The 22,547-nt window shown below is 59.2% G+C and carries 19 protein-coding genes and 1 tRNA gene; all 20 read right to left on the bottom strand.

What is annotated here, in order from left to right; genetic code table 11:
• Positions 1–186: 186 nt before the first annotated feature.
• A complete protein-coding gene (locus B3H65_RS02855; protein ID WP_286684061.1) occupies positions 187–924 on the bottom strand; it encodes an anti-sigma factor antagonist in 738 nt (245 codons plus the stop codon).
• Positions 925–1,026: 102 nt separating this feature from the next.
• Complete coding sequence (locus tag B3H65_RS02860) at positions 1,027–3,435, bottom strand: SpoIIE family protein phosphatase (RefSeq protein ID WP_286684062.1); 2,409 nt, start codon at positions 3,433–3,435, stop codon at positions 1,027–1,029.
• Between the two features lie 73 nt (positions 3,436–3,508).
• A tRNA-Leu gene (locus B3H65_RS02865) sits at positions 3,509–3,598 on the bottom strand.
• 266 nt (positions 3,599–3,864) lie between these two features.
• Positions 3,865–4,884 (bottom strand): ABC transporter ATP-binding protein, encoded by a 1,020-nt coding sequence (locus B3H65_RS02870; RefSeq protein ID WP_009140085.1) that lies wholly within the window; start codon positions 4,882–4,884, stop codon positions 3,865–3,867.
• Positions 4,885–6,018 (bottom strand): ABC transporter ATP-binding protein, encoded by a 1,134-nt coding sequence (locus B3H65_RS02875; RefSeq protein ID WP_009140084.1) that lies wholly within the window; start codon positions 6,016–6,018, stop codon positions 4,885–4,887.
• A 4-nt stretch (positions 6,019–6,022) separates the two neighbouring features.
• Positions 6,023–6,970, bottom strand: coding sequence for an ABC transporter permease (locus B3H65_RS02880; RefSeq protein ID WP_009140083.1), 948 nt, complete (start codon positions 6,968–6,970; stop codon positions 6,023–6,025).
• 12 nt (positions 6,971–6,982) lie between these two features.
• Positions 6,983–8,023: an ABC transporter permease gene (locus B3H65_RS02885; RefSeq protein ID WP_286684063.1), complete on the bottom strand. Its 1,041-nt coding sequence runs from the start codon at positions 8,021–8,023 to the stop codon at positions 6,983–6,985.
• Between the two features lie 162 nt (positions 8,024–8,185).
• Entirely contained in the window at positions 8,186–9,886 is a 1,701-nt protein-coding gene (locus B3H65_RS02890; protein ID WP_286684064.1) for a peptide ABC transporter substrate-binding protein, read from the bottom strand.
• Between the two features lie 370 nt (positions 9,887–10,256).
• Positions 10,257–10,628 (bottom strand): DUF956 family protein, encoded by a 372-nt coding sequence (locus tag B3H65_RS02895; RefSeq protein WP_009140080.1) that lies wholly within the window; start codon positions 10,626–10,628, stop codon positions 10,257–10,259.
• A 178-nt stretch (positions 10,629–10,806) separates the two neighbouring features.
• Entirely contained in the window at positions 10,807–11,724 is a 918-nt protein-coding gene (locus B3H65_RS02900) for a PTS system mannose/fructose/sorbose family transporter subunit IID (protein ID WP_286684065.1), read from the bottom strand.
• A gap of 18 nt (positions 11,725–11,742) precedes the next feature.
• Positions 11,743–12,555 carry a PTS mannose/fructose/sorbose transporter subunit IIC gene (locus B3H65_RS02905; RefSeq protein ID WP_286684066.1) on the bottom strand — a complete coding sequence of 271 codons (813 nt, stop codon included), beginning with the start codon at positions 12,553–12,555 and terminating at the stop codon, positions 11,743–11,745.
• Positions 12,556–12,567: 12 nt separating this feature from the next.
• On the bottom strand, positions 12,568–13,548 hold the full coding sequence (locus B3H65_RS02910; protein WP_286684067.1) for a PTS sugar transporter subunit IIB: 981 nt from the start codon (positions 13,546–13,548) through the stop codon (positions 12,568–12,570).
• Between the two features lie 485 nt (positions 13,549–14,033).
• Positions 14,034–14,288, bottom strand: a complete 255-nt coding sequence (secG, locus tag B3H65_RS02915) for a preprotein translocase subunit SecG (RefSeq protein ID WP_286684068.1) — start codon at positions 14,286–14,288, stop codon at positions 14,034–14,036.
• Positions 14,289–14,489: 201 nt separating this feature from the next.
• Positions 14,490–16,043: a 2,3-bisphosphoglycerate-independent phosphoglycerate mutase gene (gene gpmI / locus B3H65_RS02920; protein WP_117678978.1), complete on the bottom strand. Its 1,554-nt coding sequence runs from the start codon at positions 16,041–16,043 to the stop codon at positions 14,490–14,492.
• A gap of 71 nt (positions 16,044–16,114) precedes the next feature.
• Positions 16,115–16,888 carry a triose-phosphate isomerase gene (gene tpiA / locus B3H65_RS02925; RefSeq protein ID WP_286684069.1) on the bottom strand — a complete coding sequence of 258 codons (774 nt, stop codon included), beginning with the start codon at positions 16,886–16,888 and terminating at the stop codon, positions 16,115–16,117.
• Positions 16,875–18,068 carry a phosphoglycerate kinase gene (locus B3H65_RS02930; RefSeq protein ID WP_009140073.1) on the bottom strand — a complete coding sequence of 398 codons (1,194 nt, stop codon included), beginning with the start codon at positions 18,066–18,068 and terminating at the stop codon, positions 16,875–16,877. Before B3H65_RS02930 ends, tpiA begins: the two co-directional genes overlap by 14 nt.
• A gap of 138 nt (positions 18,069–18,206) precedes the next feature.
• Positions 18,207–19,232 (bottom strand): type I glyceraldehyde-3-phosphate dehydrogenase, encoded by a 1,026-nt coding sequence (gene gap / locus B3H65_RS02935; protein ID WP_009140072.1) that lies wholly within the window; start codon positions 19,230–19,232, stop codon positions 18,207–18,209.
• A 204-nt stretch (positions 19,233–19,436) separates the two neighbouring features.
• On the bottom strand, positions 19,437–20,372 hold the full coding sequence (gene whiA, locus B3H65_RS02940) for a DNA-binding protein WhiA (RefSeq protein WP_009140071.1): 936 nt from the start codon (positions 20,370–20,372) through the stop codon (positions 19,437–19,439).
• Positions 20,351–21,391 (bottom strand): gluconeogenesis factor YvcK family protein, encoded by a 1,041-nt coding sequence (locus B3H65_RS02945; RefSeq protein WP_286684070.1) that lies wholly within the window; start codon positions 21,389–21,391, stop codon positions 20,351–20,353. The genes whiA and B3H65_RS02945 overlap by 22 nt, the downstream gene beginning before the upstream one ends.
• A gap of 6 nt (positions 21,392–21,397) precedes the next feature.
• The gene (rapZ, locus tag B3H65_RS02950; RefSeq protein WP_286684071.1) at positions 21,398–22,318 is read right to left on the bottom strand and encodes an RNase adapter RapZ; all 921 of its coding nucleotides are present in this window, start codon (positions 22,316–22,318) and stop codon (positions 21,398–21,400) included.
• Positions 22,319–22,547 lie beyond the last annotated feature (229 nt).

Below are 22,547 nucleotides of genomic sequence, written 5' to 3' on the forward strand. Positions count from 1 at the left end.
GCCCCGTTGTCCGCTCCATTGCATTGAGAAAGCCGGTCGCAAGATCGGCTTTTTTCTTATATCAACCATCTCTCCCCTATAGACGCAATAATAAGACGCAGGGCAAACGCGCACTCCCTCGCGCCCGCAGTTCCGCGTATACACGATCTCATGACAGCTGCCAATCGGCAACCGCACCCGCAGGCATTAAGCTGCGGCAGCACCAATCAGCTTGACAAGCCTCACGCAGGTACCGGGAACGTCGCGACGCCTAGACACGTCTACGCTATCGACCAGCATGCGCATGAGCTTGATACCGCGTCCACGCTCCTCGCTGGCCTCAATTTCTTGATCAGCGGACAACTCGAAGCCGGCACCGCCGTCGCGCACCTCAATCACAACTCGATCGGGATAAGCCTGCACCGTCATGGAACACCCCACGCCGCCGGCATGGTCAAAAGCGTTGGAAAGCGCCTCGCCGGCAGCCAGCGCCGTGTCAAAGCGAGCGTCCGCTGTCATGGGCAAGGTGGCTAGCAGCTCTGATACACGATGGCGATACGCGCCCAGGCACTCGATTCCCCCGGTGACGGATATCGTCTTGTTCCATTTGGGCAGCACCCCCGCTGAAAGAACGGGCAATGCCGTCTTTTGCGCGGGGCGAACATGCAGCACATCGATCAGTCGGGCGATTTGGATAAAGCGAATCACATTAGCCGACGCGTTGACCAACGATAACAGGCCCTCGCCGCGTGCCAGCCGGCGCGCGCATGCGAGCAAGAACGCCAGCCCGGTCGAGTCGATAAAGGCAACGTTTTGACAATTGATGATGATGCGCCGCATGCCCATGTCGATAAGACCATCGACCTGCTCGCGCAGCAGGGGGACCGACGCGATATCGATATCGCGCACGGGAACCAGTACCGCTATGTCATTCCACTCATTCATGCTGGTATGGTTCCCGCTTTAATCGCGTCTTAATCATTACTTAAGAAAGCTCTCGCTCGTCCCCGGCCCAACGCCGCGACACCCGTGTACGGCAAAGCTCCCCTACAGCGCGTCCGAACGGCCCGTGTCGAAGCGCAGAGCCACCATGGCGATGTCATCGTCCAAAACTGATCCCGTAAACTCGTCCAAAGACAAAAGAACGTTGTCGCACAAGCCCTCGATACCCTGCAGGCTCTGGGTTAGCAACAGGTCGCGAAGGCGCTGCTCGCCAAAGAAATCACCTTGGGCGTTTCTAGCCTCAATAGCCCCATCCGTGTACATAAACATGATGTCGCCCTTCTCAAACGTGAACGACCCGGTCTCATACACCATGTTCTCGAACGCACCCACCACACCGGACTGAACGCTCAGCATCTCAACCTCGGCCGCGATATTGCGCCCCTCATGGGGCACGCGGGCGATCATTGTTGGCGGGTGCCCCGCAGAGCAGTAAACCGCCGTACCCGCACGTAGGTCGATCTTGGCGATGAACATGGTCGCGAAAGTCTCTACTCGCGAGAAGCCCATGAGCATGCTGTTGAGAGAGCGCGCCAGGCCAACAGGGCTGCGGCCCTCCCATGCGTAGGCGGTCAACGCCGTCTTGACCAACGCGGACATAGATGCGGCCTCCACGCCCTTGCCGGACACATCGCCCAAGATCATGACAGCGCGATCGTCCGGAAGGCGGATCAAGGTGTAGAAGTCGCCGCCCACCAGCGCCTGCTTGGTTGCGGACGAGTACAGCGAGTCTGACGTTATGCCCGGCACGCGACCAAGCTGGCTGCGCATGCCGGCCTGCAGCGTCTGCGCGATGCGCTGCTCTTCCTTTTTGCTGCGCACACCGGTCTCAATCAACTCAAGGTCGTGGACCAAACGCAGCAGGTAGTCATACTCCATGTCATCGATGGGCTCCTGCGTACCATCGCGAAGCAGCAAGAACATGCGGACGGAAGCATCTGGCCGCTCAACAGATGCCAGCGAGGTGGACGAGGGCGCGGCAGACGAGGGGTCGCCGGTAGCTGCGCCACCGGCCTGCGGCGAGCCCTCGCCATCGGCAATGTAATGCTCGGGGCTCATCGCGTCCAGCACGGCTCCGCGCCCCATATCGATGAACACGCCCTGGCCGGGCAAACCGTGCGCATAAAGCCACTCGCCCATCTTAGTGGTCCTGTCAACACGCACCAGGCGCGCGTTCTTAAGATCCGGCTGCGTTGCGCCGGCGCCGGGCGAAAGCACATCCGCCGGCGCGCTAAGGCGCGAGGCGGGCGCTTTGGACGAGAAGAAGGCATCTTCCACAGAACAGGGTAGCGCCACGCGGCTGCCGCCCTCAAAATCGATAACGTAGCTCTTCAGCGTCGCGTCGAACACCACGGGGCATATGCGGCATGAAAGCATGCGCTTGAGTTCGGATACGATCTGCCCGCGACTTTCGCGAGGCCGGTCCTCGAGCGAGAACATGGCGTCGCGCATCTGGTTAAGCGAGCGAGTGAGCTCGGCCACGCGCTGGGAACGCATGGATCCAACCAGGCCCACCAGCTCTATGGACAGATAGTCGCAAATGACCTCCAGCACGCGCACCTCGCTCACGCGCGGCGTTGTGTGGCGCTTCCAGCCAAGCTCAATGATGCCCAGCACCTGCGTGCCAAAAAACACGGGAGCGGCGATAACGGTCTTGAACGGAGGGGTGTCCTGCACTCGGATAGGCGTGCTCACACGGGCATCGATATCGTAGAACACGGCGCTAAAGGGCCCGCGGGGCTCCGTGGTGGGAGCGATAGAGAACCTGCAAGCATGTGCCTCGCGCGTCACATAGGTGCCGATACCCGCCCCATAGGGAATAAAACCCGGAAGATACTCCCCGGCAAGGCCTTTCGAGGCGCCGCGGAGCTTGAAGCCGCCGCTCTCTGAGAAGTAGATAGTGGTGCCGTCGGCGTCCAAGGTGTCCGCAAGCTTGTTCAAGACGGTGTCGAGCAGCGCCGAGAGGTCTTCTGACCCCACGGTGGACATGATGACCGACAAGGTACCGGAAAGGCGCTTATTTGCCGCCTGAAGCTCCGAGAGCAGACGCTTGGCGCGCCGGTCCTTGGCGTATTGCTCCTCCAAGTTACGCAGTACGACCAACACGCGAGGAGGACGATGGCTAAGGCCGGTGAACTTGGGCGGAGTCATCATCAGCGAGCGAACGCTCACCGGAATGAACGAACCATCAGACAGCTTGAGCATCAAGGTGTTCTCAGACCCGTCGACGCCAAACGGCAGGCGATGGTCCTCCGAGCGCTCAAAGGCGTCGCTAAACAGCATGTCCTTGATGTCGATGCCTATAACGTTTTCGCGCATGCCCGACACAAGCGATAAGAACTGCTTGTTAACGTGCAGAACGCATCCATCAGGTTGGCAAACAACAACGGCGTCGCTGGTGATCTCCACCAAGCGGGCGAGATTGGGGAACTCCTCGTGAGCGATGGCCTCCACGTGAACCACATCCCTCTTGACAAGAGTCGATAGATAACAAAAAAGGCCTCCGAAGAGACCTCTTAAGATTTGATGGTGTCGGAGGCGGGACTTGAACCCGCATGACCGAGAAATGGTCACTAGCACCTCAAGCTAGCGCGTCTGCCAATTCCGCCACTCCGACTTCCTTGTGTTGCTCCTCGCAACGAAGAGTATATTAACCCGAACCCCGCATTGAGTGCAAGCACTTTTTTCAAAAAAGTTTGGACGAAGTTTGCCTGATCTTTTGCAGCAACGTTTATGCAGGTAGAAAGCAATCTGTATCGACAGAAAAGAAGAAAATAGCGCGCTCCCCCACCTGATCCGGATTGTCGTCCTAAGAAAAAAGGGATACCGGTTATAAACCGGCATCCCTTAGATGTGCATAATCCCTTGAGCGAACCGCATATCTTAGATGTTGATGTGCGACTCCTTGATGGGGAACGGCTTGGCAAAGTGGCAGGAGCAGAAGTGGCCGTTAGCGACCTGCTTGAACTCCGGAGCCTCCTTGCTGCAGATCTCCTGAGCAATGGGGCAACGCGTGTGGAAACGGCAGCCCGAAGGAGGATCGATGGGCGACGGAGGATCGCCGGCAAGGATGATGCGCTTGCGAGTCTTCTGAATGTCCGGATCAGGCACGGGAACAGCGGACAGCAGAGACTGCGTGTACGGATGATGGGGCTCGGTGTAGAGCGTCTTCCAGTCAGAAAGCTCGACCATCTTACCCAGGTACATAACTGCAACGCGATCGGAGATGTGCTGCACAACGGACAGGTCGTGAGCGATGAACAGATACGCGGTGCCAAATTTGTCCTGAAGCTCTTTCAGCAGGTTCAGAACCTGAGCCTGAATGGAGACGTCCAGAGCGGAAACGGGCTCATCGCAGATGATCAGCTTAGGACGAAGAATGAACGCGCGGGCGATACCGACGCGCTGACGCTGACCGCCGGAGAACTCGTGCGGATAGCGGTTGATGTGCTCCGGGTTGAGGCCTACGACGTCGAGCAGCTCGCGAACGCGCTCGATGCGCTCTTCCTTGGTGCCCACGCCGTGGATGGTCATGGGCTCGGAGACGATTTCGCCGATGGTCATACGCGGGTTGAGCGACGCGTAAGGGTCCTGGAAGATGAACTGCATCTCGCGGCGCATGTCCTTGAGTTCATGCTTGTTCATCGCGGAGACGTCGCGGCCCTCGAAGAAGACCTTGCCCGCGGTGGGGGCGCTCAGGCGCATGATGGTTCGACCGGTGGTGGACTTGCCGCAGCCGGACTCGCCTACCAAACCAAAAGTTTCGCCGGGATAGATCTCAAACGAAACATCGTTAACGGCGGAAACAACGCGCTTGGAGAAACGGCCGCCGAAGGCGCCGGAGCCAGCGGGGAATTCCTTGCTAAGATGCTCGACTTTGAGCAGGGGTTGCCTCTCGGTCATTTATGCCCTACCTCCAATCACGGAAGGGTCGAGAACGTCGGGGGTGCCAGTTGCGATCTTGCCGCGGGAACGCGACGTGTCCGGAGCGTTCTTCTTAACGAACTCGTCATCGCCGGCGAAGTGGCAAGCGGAGTAGTGTCCGGTAGAAGTGGTGTAATGCTCGGGCAGCTTCTCGTGGCAGATCTCCTTGGCATAGGGGCAGCGCGGTGCGAACGGGCATCCCTTAGGAAGGTTCATAAGCGAGGGAGGATTGCCGTCGATGGGAGTCAGCGGCTTCTTCTCGTCCACGGCCTGCTCCGGAATCGAGCGGATGAGGCCCCAAGTGTAAGGGTGACGGCTATCGTAGAAGATCTCGTCGGCGGAACCGAACTCGACGGGGCGGCCGGCGTACATGACCATGATCTTGTCGGCGATGTCCGCAACAACGCCCAGGTCATGGGTAATCATGACGATAGCGTTGCCGTTCTTCTCCTGCATCTCCTGCATGAGCTCGATGATCTGCGCCTGGATGGTAACGTCCAGGGCGGTGGTGGGCTCGTCGGCGATGAGGATGTCCGGATCGCATGCAAGGGCCATGGCGATCATGACGCGCTGGCGCATGCCGCCGGAGAACTGGTGCGGATACTCGTTGACGCGCTTCTCCGGCTCGGGAATACCGACCAGGTCGAGAAGCTCGGTAGCGCGCTTGAGAGCCTGCTCCTTGGTGTAGCCGCGATGCAGGCGAAGGCCCTCGCCCACCTGCTTGCCGATCTTGTAAACCGGGTTCAGGGAGGTCATGGGGTCCTGGAAAATCATTGCGATATCGTTACCGCGAATGTGCTGCATCTCTTCCTCGGACATATCGAGCAGCGAGTGACCGCGATACATGACGCGACCGCCCTCGATATGGCCGGGAGGCATGGAGATAAGACCCATGATGGTCATGGCGGTCACGGACTTGCCGGAACCGGACTCGCCGACGACGCCGAGGGTCTCGCCGCGATCGAGCGTGTAGGAAACGCCATCGACCGCGTGGACGATGCCGTCCTCGGTATGGAAATACATCTTGAGGTTATCGACCTCGAGCAGGTGCTGACCCTCGGGGATGGGCTGCGTCTTAAGGTCGACGTAGTTCTTATTGGACTTCTTCTTCATGAACTTACGCATCCTTCATCTTGACGTCGAGAGCATCGCGCAGGCCGTCACCAAGCAGGGTGAAGGCGAGAACGGTGGAAAGAATCGCCAGACCCGGCATGATCATCATCCACGGAGCGGTCTCAAGGTACGCCTGGCCGGCCTGAATCATGGAGCCCCAAGACGGGGTGGGCGGAACAACGCCCATGCCCAGGAAGGACAGGGAGGACTCGGTAAGGATGGCGCCGCCGATGTTCATGGTCGCGTAGACGACGATGGAAGCCACGGAGTTGGGGAAGATATGACGCGCGATGATACGAGCGTCAGATGCGCCCATAGCGCGAGCGGCGTCGACGTAGTCGTTCTCCTTGACGGTAAGGATCGCGGAGCGGAACACACGGGCGATCGACGGCCAGCCAAGGATACCGATAGCGATAAAGACGTTGGTAAGGCTCTGCCCGATAACCGCGATCATGGCAACGACGAACAGGATATAGGGGAACGCCAGGAACACGTCGGCGAGACGCATGATGATGGTGTCCCAGATACCGCCGTAGAACGCTGCGATCGCACCAAGAATCAGACCGATTGCCGTAGAGATGGCGGTGGCCATGATACCGACCGACAGCGAGACGCGCGCGCCGTAGATAACGCGGACAAGGATGTCGCGGCCCAGCGGATCGGTGCCGAACGGGTGCTCAGCCGAAGGAGGCAGCAGCGAGGTGGTCGCCATGAGCGTAGAGTCGGACGCGGTGGGCGAACCCAACCAATCCTGCGCCCATAGGTCCGCGGTGAGAGCGACCAGGGCGACGAAAATGATCCAGATCACCGCGAGGACGGCGAGCTTGTTTTTACGAAGACGCTTGAAGGCATCGCCCCAAAGCGTGCGGGACTTGGCGGCGGGCTTAACCTGACCCTTGGTCTCCGCCTTTGCGGCCATGCCGGCGCGCTGAGTAGGACTCGGTTCTTGCATGCTAACCCTCCCCTACGCCTTGTCCTTGGGCGCACCGTAACGAATGCGAGGATCAAGGAATGCGTAGCTGATATCGACCAGAAGATTGATAACCATGACCACGACGACAACCACGGTCACGCCACCCATAACAATGGGCCAGTCACGCTGCGTAATAGCGCGATAGATCTCATAGCCAACACCGGGCCAGTTGAAGACCGTCTCCGTGAGGATTGCGCCGGCGAGCATAGCGCCAAAGTCGACGCCAATATAGGTGACAACCGGGATAAGGGCGTTCTTAAGAGCGTGCTTCCAGATGATGGCGCGATTTGAAAGGCCCTTGGCCTTAGCGGTGCGGATGTAGTCCTGGTTCATAACATCCAACAGCTGCGAGCGCATGATGCGCGCGGCATAGGCGGTGGATACGGAAGCCAGGGTGATGGAAGGCAGGATATAGTGGACCCAATCCTGGTACTGGGATGCGGCACCGCCGGCACCGGAGATAGGCAGCGAGAACGCGCCGCCGGTCAAGTCCTTGATCCAGACGCCGAAAATCAGCTGGAGCAGCATGCCCAACCAGAATGCCGGCACTGCGACCAAAACCGACGTAGAGAGGGTTACGAGGATATCCCAGAACGAGTATCGCTTCACTGCCGAGATGATTCCTGCGCCGACGCCCATGATGGCTTCCAAAACGATGGCGCAGATAGCAAGCTTGATGGTATACGGATACTTGGAACTTAAGATATCCGTGACCTCCATCTTGCGCTGGTAGGACTCACCCAGATCACCATGGAACAGGTCGCTGATGTAGGTGACGTAGCGGTCCAGCATGGGGACCGGAACGGGATCGCCGTTCTCGTCGAGAATAGCGTGGCCATTCTCATCGACCTGAACAAGATTATAGCGAATGCGCAGGTTAAGCTCCGCTTCCGGAGTCATGGCCTTACCGCCGCCGCCTATAAGCTTGATCGGATCGCCCGGGACAATGTTCTGCAACGCAAACAGAATAAGCGTTACGCCAAAGAACACCGGGATGAATTGCAGCACTCGCTTGAGGATGTACTTTCCCATAGATACGATCTCTCCCCTGTCGTCGGGACTAAATGTGAAGATGGAGACGGTCGGGGTTCCTCTCCATCAGGAAACGGGATGCCGACGCGAGCATCGGCACCCCGTTTTCGCGAACAGTTAGTATAACCTAAAAGGCAATTACTGTACGTTAATTGACATTATCTACGCGGACAGCTCAGCGCGGCCAAGGTAGGCCTTCTTCTGAGGATCGATGTAGAGGTTCTTGATGCGGCTGGAGCCGACAAGAGTGTGGGTGTAGAACATCAGCGGGATGACGGGCAGGTCGGCGCCGATGAGAGCGTCGGCCTCCTGCATCTTGGCGATACGAGCAGCGTCGTCGGTGATGCCACGGGCGTCCATGATCATCTTGTCAACCTCGGCGTTGCTGTAACCAGACTTGTTGTCGCCACCCAGGGAATCAGAGTGGAACAGCGGGTACAGGAAGTTGTCCATGATCGGGTAGTCGGCAACCCAGCCCAGACGACCGATCTGGAAGTCCATGTTGTCATACTTGGACAGAAGAGCAGACCACTCGGGGGTATCAGAGGTGACCTCGATGCCAACCTTGGCGAGGTCGCCGATGACGGACTCCATGATCTCCTTGTGGCCGCCATCCTGGTTGTAGGACAGAACCATGGAGATGCCGCGAGAATCACCGTTCATGGGAGCGACCTTGTCGAGGTACTCGTTGGCCTTGTCGACGTCATAGGCAGAGAACTCCCATGCGCCCTCCTTGTAACCGTCGATTCCCGGAGGAACGATGCCGTCGGCGGGGGTACGGGTGCCCTTGAAGATGGACTCGCAGATAGCCTCGCGGTTGATGGCCAGAGAAACGCCCTTACGGAAGTCGGCGTTGTTGAAGGGCTCGATGGTGGTGTTGCAGACCAGGTAATACGTGGAGGGCTCGGCACCAAGAAGCATACGACCCTTGTCGTTCATGGTGTAGCCGTCCTCAGACGTGCCGTACTCCTTCTTGGCGGCATCGATCTGAGCGGTGGGAACGTCGGCGACGTCGAAGTTGCCAGCCTGGAACTCCTTGTACGCGGTCTCGATGTCCTTCTGGACGCCGAAGTGAATGCCGTCGATCTTGGCCTTGTCGCCGTGATAATCATCAAAACGGACGAGGTCGATGTACTGGCCGTCCTCCCACTTGGTGTCCGGCTTCATCATGAAGGCGCCGTTGCCGATAGGAGCGAGGTAGAAGTTCTTGGCGTCGGACTCAGCGGCCTCGGGAACGGGAGCCAGAGCGGGGTGAGAGCAGACGTAGGGGAAGTCAGCGTAGGCATCGGTGAGCTCGACAACCAGCGTGTTGTCGTCGGGGCAGGTAACGCCGGCGAAATCGTCGGCGTCGCCAGCGGCGAGCTCGGAGTAGCCCTTGACCATGGACAGGTGGTAAGCGATCTGGGAGGGACCGTACTCTACCTGAACCGCGCTCTTGGGGCTGACCAGACGGGTCCAACCGCGCTTGAAGTCAGCAGCGGTAACGGGGTCGCCGTTGTGGAAGGTGGCGCCCTCGATCAGGTGGAAGGTAAAGGTCTTGGCGTCATCGGAAGCCTCATAGCTCTCGCAGGCGAGCGGCTTGAGCTCGTTGGCCTCGAAGTCGAACTTCATGAGGGAATCGAAGAGCTGGAACTCGACCTGGGTGCCCTGGTCCTCCTGGACGTTGTAGGGATCGATGCAGACCGGGTTGTTGATGTAGTAGTTCAGGGTGCCACCCTCAGCAGCGGTAGAGGTGCTGCCGCTACCGGAAGCGGTGTTCTCCTTCTTGCCGCATGCGGCGAGGAACGCCAGAGAGCTCGCAGCGAGGGTGCCGCCGACGAACGCGCGACGACCGACTACGGGCTGGTTCTTCATTTCAGTCATGCCATCCTCCTTTAAGATGAAACCTTCCGATGCACGGTGATTTCGAGCGCACTCGACCGCAGCAAAACCGCGCACCGTATCATCGTCCAGCCCATTGCCCACACTTGGGTAACAGGCTGTGATGTTGTACTACCTTAGCGCATTTAATGCATAATTAACGTCTCTTTTTGTGTAACCGCAAGGATTTTCTTTATTTGGCAAAAGTGCGATTGTGCATATTGATACTTCTTAGCGAATCGCACTATTTCTACCTGCAAACTCATGACACCGCTCACCAAACTCAAAAAAGTCAAGTTCAAGTTCGGCGAACGGTGACATGCCCAGATGGATGAAACCATTTAGAAACAATATGCGTTTACAAGCGCTTTACCTACCGTTTGAACAAGCTTAAAAACCCACGCTTGACCACATCGAAAAAGCTCAGCGACCGCACCAGATGGTCCTCTGGAATATAAGCGCGCATGGCGCGCAGGGTCTTCTTGTTGTCCTTGGTAGAGAACGAGAAGTCCCCGTCGTTCTTGGTCATGATCGCAAAGCGCGCGATCCACTTGCCACCAAACATGACGGAGCCCGCTACGTGGTCGATCTGCTCCCACGGTATCTGAATGAAATCCTCGGGGTTCTTCTCGTTATAGAACTCAAAGGCCTTGTTGCCGATCATGACGTTGCCGTAGGTGGCAAGACCATGGTAGGACGTTGCGGGAATCGTAAGGTCCACGACGCTGTTTTGCGACTGAGCCATCCCCACTCCCCTCATTAGAATTTGCAGAAACTACTTTACCGTACCACATAGGTACCAGTGAATACAGTACGCCCCGTGCACGCGACGCAAAGTCGAATACACGGGGCGCGAATGCGAGAATCAGGCTGCTACCGGATTCATCGTCCAAAAAAGCCGTACATGCACGTCGAACAACGACTTACATGATGCCAAGCAGGCGTCCACCGATACCGACGGCGAACAGGCACAGAATGATGACGATGGGGGAAACCTTCTTCTTAAGCAGCTGGCAGCACAGAAGCGTCAGGCAGACAGCGGCGAGACCCGGGATGAGGGAGTCGAGGTTGGCCTGGAGCGTGGTGGTCTTGATGACGTCAAGGCCGGTGGCGCCAAGCGAGGAGTACTGCGTAAGGGCCTCGCGGATACCATCGGTGCCGGCGGGCAGGTTAGCCCAGTCGATGTAGGCACCGGTAGGCTGGGTGACCTTGGAAACAACCGGGGTGAAGGAAATGGAAACCCAGCGCTGGACCAGCGATCCGATGATGAACATGCCGAGGATGGAAGCGCCCTCGGTGATCTTACCCATCAAGCCGCCGGAGAGGTCCTTGGTGATGGAAGTACCGACCTTGTAGCCGAACTCCTGGGTGTACCAGAGGAACAGCATGCGGATGATGTTCCAGCCGAAGAAGAACAGCAGCGGACCCAGGATGGAGCCGCCGAGCGCCAGCGAAGCGCCCAGAGCACCGAGAATGGGGCGAAGGGTGAACCAGAAGACGGGGTCGCCGACGCCGGCCAGCGGGCCCATCATACCGACCTTAACGCCCTGGATCGCGGCGTCCTCCACCTTGGCTCCGTTAGCGCGGTCCTCTTCGAGGGCCAGGGTAACGCCGATAACCGGAGCGGAGACGTACGGATGGGTGTTGTAGAACTCCATGTGGCGCTTAAGCGCGGCAACCTGGTCCTCCTTATTGGAGTACAGCTTCTTGATAGCCGGGACCATGGAATAGCACCAGCCGCCGTTCTGCATACGCTCGTAGTTCCAAGAGCCCTGCAGGAATTGGTGACGCCAGGCAACGGCCATACGGTCTTTCTTAGAGAGAGTAACCTTCTCTGCCATTATCGTTGTCCCCCTTTCCTACTCGTAATCGTTCAAGATGTCGCCGAGCGGGTCACCGGAGCCGCCGCCGTTACCGTTCTTGGCAAGGTCCTTGAGGCCAAGGTAGATAAGGGCGAGGGAGATACCGATGACGCCGAGGGCGATCAGCGTGAGCTGGCTGATGGCGGCGAGGCAGAAGCCCAGCGCGAAGAACGGCCAGACCTCCTTGGTCGCCATCATGTTGATGACCATGGCGTAACCAACGGCGGCGATCATGCCACCGCCGACGGCCATGCCGCCGGAGAGCCATGCGGGCATCATGTTCAGGACGTCGGTAACGACCTGAGCGGGAACGAAGCACAGCGCGAGCGCCGGGATGGCGATACGGACGCCCTGAAGGGCGATAGCGGCGATCTGCAGGCCGTCGATAGCTGCGAAGTTACCCTTCTCCGCCGCCGCGTCCATAGCGTGAACTATAGGAATTGCGATGGTACGGCAGATCATGGTAAGGAACAGGCCGGCGACGGACAGCGGCACGGCCAGGGCGATCGAGGCGTTGATCGCGTCGGTCGCGTTCGCGGTACCGCCGTCCAGCGCGAGCACCATGATGATCGCGGAAGCGACGGAAGCCAGGGCGGCATCCGGAGCGACGGCGGCGCCGACGTTAGCCCAACCAAGGGCAATCATCTGCAGGGAGCCACCGAGCATGATGCCCTCGGCCAAATGACCGCTCACCAAACCAATGAGCGTGCACGCCACCAGGGGCTGATGGAACTGGAACTCGTCCAGAACGCCCTCCATGCCTGCAAGGAAGGCGACGAGGACGATAAGTGCAATCGTGATAATCGACATTTCTACCTCCTTTTAGGCAAGTTCGGCCTTAGCCTTCTTCAGCATGGCGTCGATAGACTCCGGCGAATCTGCCGGAACCTTGCGGACGTCGAACTCGATGCCCTTAGCGATAAGAGTCTCGATGGTCTCGACGTCTTCCTTGCCCATAGCGACGGCGTTGGAGACAACGACCTTGCCGACGGAGTGGGCCATGGAGCCCAGGTTGACCTTCTTGATGTCAACTCCGCCCTCGATGGCACGCAGGAGATCCTGCGGGTTCTCGAACAGGAGCATCGCCTTGGTAGCGCCAAAGCGCGGATCCTTTGCAACGGCGATCATCTTGTCGATGGGCACGACGTGAGCCTTGACTCCCGGAGGAGCAGCCTGCTCGATCATGGATTTGCGCAAATCATCATGCGCGACGGCATCGGAGACCACGATGATACGGTCGGGACCGGTCATCTTGGTCCACGTGGTTGCAACCTGACCATGGAGCAAACGCGTGTCGATGCGGCAGAGCACGTACTTGATGTGACCATCACCAAGAACAGTGCCCTCGGGGATCGCACCCTTGGGAGCGACAGCGGCTGCAGCGGGCTTCTCCTCTGCGGGCTCGAGCTCCTCGGGTTTGATACGAACGCCCTCGCGGGCAGTCTTGAGAACCGCGACGGCAACTTCCTGCGCGGACTCACATGACATACGGGATGCATACGCCTCGATCAACATAGGCAGATTGAGACCGGTTACGATGGCCCAAGAATCCTCATGGCCATCGAGCACGGCGCTTGCCTGGTTGAACGGGGTACCACCCCAGAGATCGGCCAGAATCAATACCTGATCCTGGTCGTCGAACGAAGAAATGCATTCTTCGATCTTGGCACGGATATCGTCGGGACCCATGCTTGGCATCAGCGACACGGCGCCGACGTTGGGCTGGTCACCGAACACCATGCTGCCCGCCTGCTTGATACCGGGTGCGAGCTCGCCATGGCTAGCGATAACAATTCCTACCAACTCTCCAACCTCCTTTTATCCGACTCTAATCCCTTCTTGCGGATATTGGAGCGTGCAGCGGCTGGTCATACCTTTGCGCACTCCACGGCACATTATTGTAGCCGTTTAGTGGACGAGTTTTGTAGAAAAGTTGATGAACAACCGTTAATCAACTGTATACATTGCATATAGTTTTCTTTAGTTTGAATATATTCGAGTATATTCCATTATTGTTTTTAGTGCATATTGTATATGTTGAATTAGATATTCATGCACAATTATCCGTTAACAGATTTCTACTTGACAGTAAATCCCTGATTGTCAAGGCAGAATCCGCAAGCATTTTGTAACAACAATTAGTCCTCGCGCGTAAGATGATTATCGCGAAAACCACGAGACATGCCGTACGACCACACATATAAGAAAACCCGCCTCGAAACTGAGACGGGTTTAGAAAAAGTCAGCTCTCTAAATAAGAGAGCTCTCCCCTATTGCAAACAAGCGCCTTACAGGCCGACGATGCCCTGGGGGAAGAAGAACATGGCGAGAACAACGCAGACGGAGAACACAACGGCGACAGTAACCGTAAGTTTATCGAGATTCTGCTCCATAACGCCGGTAGCAGCACTGGAGTTGTATAGGGAGCTGGCGATCATGTCGGAAACGCCGGTGCCCTTACCGGAATGCATCAAAACGAGAGCGATCAGCGCGATCGCGGAAAGCGCCCAAACGGCGAAGAGAAGAATCTGGAACGGACCCACGTTGACTCCTTTGAGTGGATTACTGACAGCCCATCATGGTATCACAGCATGCGACCGTTCGGTGAAACCAAGGGAATTTGCACGTTTTCGGCAAAGTCAAAAGAGCTCGTCCTCCCCTATTTGCGTAGAGAGGAACGAGCTCTATATGATTCATGTCAAAGAATCCTCGTCCAAAAGCTTAATGAAGGTCGAGGGGCGCGTCTACTCCTCGACAGCCAGGACGCGACCGGTCATCTCGGCGCTGGGCTCAAGGCCGGCCATAGAGAGCATGGTCGGAGCGATATCGGACAGGCGACCGTCCTCGATACCGGTGAGCTTAGCGGAATCGCTTACGATGATGAAGGGGACGCGATTGGTGGTGTGCGCGGTAAACGGCTTCTTCTCGCCATCAACCTCGTCGAACATGTGGTCCGCGTTGCCGTGGTCGGCAGTGATGAGCGCGAAGCCGCCCTTGGCCTGGATGGCGGGGATGACCTGGGAAAGCGCGTTGTCAACGGCCTCGACGGCAGCCTTTGCGGCATCGAAGACGCCGGTGTGGCCCACCATGTCGCAGTTGGCGAAGTTGACGATGTAGAAGTCAGCACGGTCCTCGTTGATGGCAGCGACCAGCTTCTCGGTAACCTCCGGTGCGCTCATCTCGGGCTTGAGGTCATAGGTAGCGACCTTGGGGGAAGCGACGAGCACGCGCTCCTCGCCCTCCTTGGGCTCCTCGATGCCGCCGTTGAGGAAGAAGGTGACGTGCGCGTACTTCTCGGTCTCAGCGGTGTGCAGCTGCTTCAGGCCATTGGCAGCGATGACGTCAGCAAGAACGTTCTCGGGGAACGTCTTGGGGAAAGCGACCTCGACGTTGAAGGAGGGGTCATACTCGGTCATGGTGACAAAGTGGGACAGTGCGGGAACGACCTCGCGGTCGAAGCCGTCGAAGCCCTCCTCCGTGAACGCGCGGGTCATCTGGCGGGCGCGGTCCGGACGGAAGTTGAAGAAGATGACGGCATCGCCATCAGCGACGCCCTCGTTGTGGCAAACGAACGGATCGACGAACTCGTCACCGCGCGGGTCCTTCTCGTAGAAGGCCTTGATGCCCTCAACCGGATCGGACTCGGCATCGGACGCCTTGGTGATGGCGTCGTAGGCGAGTTGGACGCGCTCCCAGCGGTTATCGCGGTCCATTGCCCAATAGCGACCCTCGACCGTGGCGACGCGGGCGTCGCAGCCGGTCTCGGCGGAAACCTTGGCTAGGAAGTCGACAAGGTCGGCGACGTAGCCGGCGCCGGACTGGGGATCAACGTCGCGGCCGTCCATGAAGCAGTGGACGCGAACGGTCTTGACGCCGCGCTCGGCTGCCATGGAAACCAGGGCCTCGCAGTGAGACTCCATGGAGTGGACGCCACCGGGGCTCATGAGACCCATGAGGTGCAGGGTCTTACCGGAAGCGGCGACATCGTCCATGGTCTTGGTGAAGACCTCGTTGGTCTTGATGGAGCCGTCCTTGATGGCGTTGTTGATGCGGGAGAGCTCCTGAAACACGATGCGGCCGGCACCGATGTTGAGGTGGCCCACCTCGGAGTTGCCCATCTGGCCGTCGGGAAGGCCGACGTCCTCGCCGGAAGCACCCAGCGTGGTGTGGGGATACTTCTCGTACAGCGAGTCGATGAACGGGGTGCTCGCAGCGGCGACGGCGTTATCCGCGCCCTGGGGCGCCAGACCGAAGCCGTCCATAATGACGAGCAGCGCAGGAAGATGATGGTTAGCCATATCTAATTTTCCTCTTTTCAAAAGAGTGGGCCGCAGCGCGTGAACGCCACGGCCCGAATACCAAACAGGTACTACTCCGCAGACTTCACAACCATCTGGGAGAAATCAGCGGCCTTGAGGGAAGCGCCGCCGACAAGAGCGCCGTCCACATCGGGCTTGGCGGTGAGCTCGGCGATGTTGCCGGGCTTGGCGGAGCCGCCGTAAAGGACGCGGATGCCGGAAGCGAGCTCGGCGCCGAACAGATCGGCCAGTGCCTCGCGGACGGCGGCGCAGACCTCCTGGGCATCATCGGCAGTGGCGGTCATGCCGGTGCCGATAGCCCAGATGGGCTCGTAAGCGACCACGAGCTGAGCCGGGTCAGTGATCTCGAGACCCTCCAGACCAGCCTTGACCTGAGCGACGACGTGCTCGACGTAGGTGCCCGCCTCGCGGACCTCGAGGGGCTCGCCGCAGCAGAAGACCGGAACCAGGCCGGCGGCGACCAGGGCCTTGGCCTTCTTGTTCTGGTCCTCATCGGTCTCATGGAAGTAGTCGCGACGCTCGGAGTGGCCGATGATGCAGTAGGTGCAGCCAGCGGACTTCAGCATGTCGCAGGAGGACTCTCCGGTGTAGGCGCCGGCGGCCTCCCAGTAGACGTTCTGGGCGCCCAGCTTGATAGCGGAGCCATCGAGCTTGGCAGCGACCGTGGTGAGGTCGATGGTGGGCGGGCAGACAAGGACCTCGACGCCATTGTCGACGCCGTCAAGAGCGGCGACCAGCTCGTCAGCCAGGGTGGCTGCAGCCTGAACGTCGTTGTTCATCTTCCAGTTGCCTGCGATGAGCAGGGTGCGGTTATTCTGCGTCATTGAGTGCCTCCACTCCGGGAAGGGCCTTACCCTCGACGAGCTCCATGGAAGCGCCACCGCCGGTGGAAATCCAGCTCATCTTGTCGGCCAGGTTGAACTTGTTAACTGCTGCGACGGAATCGCCACCGCCGATGATGGAGGTGCAATCGGCGTCGGCGACGGCACGGCAAACAGCCTCGGTGCCGTGAGCGAAGTTATCGAACTCGAAGACGCCCATGGGGCCGTTCCAGAAGACGGTCTTGGCACCCTTGATGGCCTCTGCGTAGAGCTCCTCGGTCTTGGGGCCGATGTCCATGCCCTCGCGGTCATCCGGGATAGAGTCGGAAGAGACAACCTCGGGAACAGCGTCCTCGCCAAAGTGGTCGGCAACGCGGTTGTCGACGGGGAGCAGGATCTTGACGCCCTTCTCCTCTGCCTTCTTGAGCATCTCGCCGGCGCGCTCGACCCAATCCTCTTCCTTCAGGGAGTTGCCCACGGAAAGGCCCTGGGCCAGGAAGAAGGTGTAAGCCATACCGCCACCGATGATCAGGGTGTCGGCAGAGTCGATGAGGTGATCCAGGACACCGATCTTAGAGGAGACCTTGGAGCCACCGACGATAGCGACGAAGGGACGCTCGGGCTCGGCGAAGATACCGGTGAGGGTGTCGACCTCCTTCTCAAGCAGGAAGCCGGCGACGGCGGGCAGGTAAGCGGCGGGACCCACGACGGAACCCTGGGCGCGGTGAGCGGTGCCGAAGGCATCGAGGACGAAGACGTCGCCATAGGAGGCGAGGGTCTTGGCGATCTCGGGGTCGTTCTTCTTCTCGCGCTTGTCGAAGCGGACGTTCTCGAGAACCAGGACCTTGCCGGGCTCGACGGCGGCAACTGCCTCAGCGGCCTTCTCGCCATAGGTGTCGGCGACGAAGGAGACGTCCAGGCCGGAGAGCTCGGCAAGCTTGGCGGCGACGGGCTCGAGGGAGAACTCGGCCTGGAAGCCGGTGCCGTCGGGACGGCCGAGGTGGCTCATGAGGATAACGCGGGCGTTGTGCTCGACCAGGTAGTTGATAGTGGGAAGAGCAGCCTTGATACGGGTGGTATCGCCAACGACGCCGTCCTTGATGGGCACGTTGAAGTCAACGCGGACGAGGACGCGCTTGCCGTCGACATCGATGTCGCGAACGGTCTTCTTGGTGAAAGCCATGTGCATCTACCTTTCAAATCGAATGCGGTCGCACATACGTGCGGCCACGATATAAAAAGGGCGCGACCCCGGGCTGGAAGCCTTGAGGCCGCGCCCCTCTTAGACGCTTATCAAGCGAAAATGGAAGCCATCGGCAACTTAGGCGACGAACTTCTCGAAGTACTTGATGGTGCGGACCATCTGGGAGGTGTAGGAGTTCTCGTTGTCGTACCAAGAAACAACCTGAACCAGGGTCTGGCCGTTGCCCAGATCGTTGCACATGGTCTGGGTGGCGTCGAAGATGGAGCCGTGGGTCTCGCCGATGATGTCGGTGGAGACGATGTCGTCCTCGTTGTAAGCGAAGGTCTCGGAGATGGTCTCAGCGTAAGCCTTCATAGCAGCGTTGACCTCGTCGACGGTGACGACCTTGTCAACGACGGCGTAGAGGTTGGTGAGGGAGCCGGTGGGCGTAGGAACGCGCTGGGCGGCGCCGATCAGCTTGCCGTTGAGCTCGGGGAGAACCAGGCCGATGGCCTTAGCGGCACCGGTGGAGTTGGGGACGATGTTGACGGCGCAGGCGCGGCCGCGACGCTTGTTGCCCTTGCGCTGCGGGCCGTCGAGCGGCATCTGGTCGCCGGTCCAGGCGTGAATGGTGGTCATGATGCCGGCAACGATGGGGGCGAAGTCATTCAGACCCTTAGCCATCGGAGCGAGGCAGTTGGTGGTGCAGGAAGCCGCGGAGATGATGTTGTCCTCAGCGGTCAGCGACTCATGGTTGACGTTGTAAACGATGGTGGGCAGGTCGTTGCCAGCGGGAGCGGAGATGACGACCTTCTTGGCGCCGGCGTTGATGTGAGCCTGAGCCTTAGCCTTGGAGGTGTAGAAACCGGTGCACTCGAGAACGACGTCGACGTCGAGGTCGCCCCAGGGCAGGTTGTTAGCGTCGGCCTCGGCGTAGATCTTGATCTCCTTGCCGTCGACGATGATGGAGTCCTCGGTAGCCTCGACCTTGTGATCGCGAGAGTAGTTGCCCTGCGTGGAGTCATACTTCAGCAGGTACGCGAGCATGTCGGGAGAGGTGAGGTCGTTGATGGCGACGATCTCGGAGCCCTCGTGACCGAACATCTGACGGAAAGCCAGACGGCCGATGCGACCAAAGCCGTTAATAGCAACCTTTACTGCCATTGTGTCTCCTTTCGTTAGGCCCGGCAGGATCCCTTTGCCTGCCGCTTGGGCCCACAAACTAACCACTCACCAAATATACCTTTTTTCTTCCCTGAATATCGCGGGAATAGAAAGATTTGATACCACGCAACGATTAAAATCGCTTCAAAAAGTGCTGGTAGAAGTATTTTGAAGCGTTTCATATTAGTATTCTTGCTAAAGGTCTCAACGTCCACGGGCGCCCTCGACCATCTTCTCCAATCGCAAAACACGGTGGTACAGGGCCGATTTTGACAGGGGCGGATCGGCCAGCTGGCCCAGGTCCCTCAAAGACAAATCCGGATTCGCCTCGCGCAAAAGACAGAAGTCCTCGAGCGCCTGCGGAAGACCTTCTCGTAACCCTAAATGCTCCAATTCTCCAATTAGCTCCATCTGGCGCTGGGCTGCACCGGCGCTCCTGGTCTGATTGGCCAGTTCCGCGTTAACGCGGCGGTTCACCTCGTTCTTAACGGACTTTACCGCTCGCGCCTCCTCAATCTCCGCCACGCAACGGGTCGCCCCCGCAAGCGTGAGCAGCTTCTTGATATCGTCCGCGCTCTTTATGTACACCGCGAACGAGGCGCGCCGCGGATTCACGCGCGCGTTTATGCCCAACTCCCCTATCAGCCCGGCAAGACCGCGCGCAAACTCCTCGCCCTGCACGGCGATCTCTAGGTGAAAATCGCCCTTGGGGTCCGCCACAAAGCCGCCGGCGATAAGCGCGCCGCGGATATAGGCCAGTCGGCAGCAATCGCGTGCCACCACGTGATGAGGAACGCCGCGCACCAGCGCACCATGGCGGTCGAGGATTCCCAAAAGCACCAGCGCCTTGCCAAGATCCGGCTGGTCGGGTAACGCGATAAGGTAGTTTCTCACCTTGTGAAGCACGGACTTGCGCACGGTGAACTCGGTCTTGAGCTTCAAGATCTTATGGGTAAGGCCGATCATGGTGCGAGCGACGGCACCCGTCTCCGTGGCTATCTGCAGCCGATATCGCCCCGGGCCGGCAAAGCTCAGGGTGCCGCAAACACGCACCAGTGCGGCGAGCGTTGCCAGGTCGCAGTATTCGCACTTGGGCTCGCAGCGGGCAAGCTCGTCTCTCACCTCCGCGCTGAACGACATTGATCAAGTACCTCCTCAAGCGCGCTCGCCAGAGCCTGCACATCATGAACCGCAGGGGATTCGCTACCCGTGAAATCTCGGACGAGAACCACCGGAACGCTTTGCTCGATACGGGAGATCTCCCGCTCGCCGGCCTGAATGGGGCCAAAAGGCGCGCGCTTGGCCGAATCGATATCGCGTGCGGTCACCACATCGCCCGCCAACGCGCTCGTACGGTACGCAGGGCCGGGGGCATACGGGAAAACAAACTCCGGGGCATCCGCATGGTGGACCAAAACCGCATCGAGCAGGGGCGGGGACGCCAGCGATAGCAGCTGATCCACGTGGTCCGCCACGCTCATCCCCTGGGTCTCGCCCAATGAATCGATTTTAGGGCACACGAACACTCGAACGGCATGAGTGCCCGCAAGCGCGCGGGCGATACCCGGCACCTGCAGATTGGGCACGATCGAGGTGAACAGCGAGCCCGGGCCCAAGACCACCAGGTCGGCTGCGAGGATGGCCTCGACCGCCTGCGGGTTCGCCGCGGGATCCTGCTGGTCAAGCCATACGCGACGCATGGCGTTGCCGCCATATGAGATGCGCGCCTGCCCATGTATCTGCTGGCCGGCAACCGTAACCCCGGACATGGTTACCGGGTCGAGCGTCGAGGGATGCACATGGCCCACGCATCGCAACAACTCCTCGCATACGCGAATGGCCTGGGAAAACGAGTCCATCTCCTCTGCCAGCGCCGTAAGCACCAAGTTGCCCAGAGCGTGATCATCTATGTAGGGAAAGCGGTGCGCGAAAGCGCGCGCAAAAGCGCACTCGGGATCGCCCGCCAGCGCGGAGAGGCATTTCCTCACATCGCCGGGAGGCAGGATGCCCGCACGTTCGCGAAGAACGCCCGTCGAACCGCCGTCATCTGCCATAGCGACCACCGAATCAATCGACGCCCCCATATGGCGCAGGGCCGCGATAGCCCTGGGCTGACCGGTCCCCCCGCCTATGGACACCGCGCGAATCCTGTGTTCCATAAGGCGCTAGCTCCTGATATTCGCTTTTGCGAGGTCGCGATGGGATATGTTTACATGGTACTGCTGCTTCTCGAGGTAGCGAGAGGTGGCCTCTGCGATGGCGACGCTGCGATGCTGCCCGCCGGTGCACCCAATCGCGATGGAGAGCTGCGGCTTGCCCTCCGCCACGTAGCCGGGCATAACGGCATCGAGCAGCTGGAACCACGCCGTGAGGAACTGCTGGGTCTTAGGATGATCCAATACAAAATCAGACACCTTTTTATCAAGCCCCGTAAGCGTGCGCATCTCCGGGTCATAGAAGGGGTTTGGCAAAAAGCGGACGTCGATCATAAGGTCCGCCTCTGCGGGCAGGCCGTGCTTAAAGCCAAAGGAGAAGACGTGTACCTCCATAAGCTGCTGGTCGGACAGTTCGGAAAACGCGAACCGAAGCTTGGTGCGCAGGGCGGACGTCCTCAAGCGGCTTGTATCGATAATCATGTCAGCGTGGTCGCGAATGAAGCGAAGCTGAACGCGCTCGCGAATGATTGCGTCCGCCGTGGTCTCGCCCGGAAGCGCCAGGGGGTGCGGGCGGCGGTTCTCGCTATAACGGCGGATAAGCACCTCGTCCGAGGCCTCCAAAAACACAACCTTGCAGCTGATCTCATGCTCGCCCAGACTGCGGATAACATCGAGAAGCTCGTCGAAGAGCCCCTGGCTTCGAAGGTCGCACGTTACGGCAAGGTGCCTGCCAATACCCGCGTTAATGCCCACCACCTCGGCGATCTGCATAATGAGGCGCGGCGGCAGGTTATCGATGCAGAAGTAGCCCATGTCTTCAAACACATGCATGGCCTGCGTGCGCCCGGAGCCGGACATACCGGTGATGATTACCACGTCGGGAACGCGGTCGGCAAGCTCGGCGGCGGTGATTTCTGAGCGCTCGGACATTGAAGCCCCCTTACATAGAAACGGGGACGACGAAGCGCCCCCGCACGGTTTCTATCAAAGTATAGCCCGAAGTTGCTCACGCCATTCACCCGTGCGCGCCGCCCCGTAAAAGTTGCAACCTACGCGGCCGATCGTCTTAAGGTCGCATTCAGGTACTCACGGGTGGACGGCCGACGGGCGCTGCGCCCCCTACTCGTCCAGCGCGGCCTTGAACCAGCTGGTGAGGCTG

Origin of the sequence: Collinsella sp. UBA1693 (assembly GCF_002320115.1) — a bacterium.
GTDB lineage: Bacteria > Actinomycetota > Coriobacteriia > Coriobacteriales > Coriobacteriaceae > Collinsella > Collinsella tanakaei.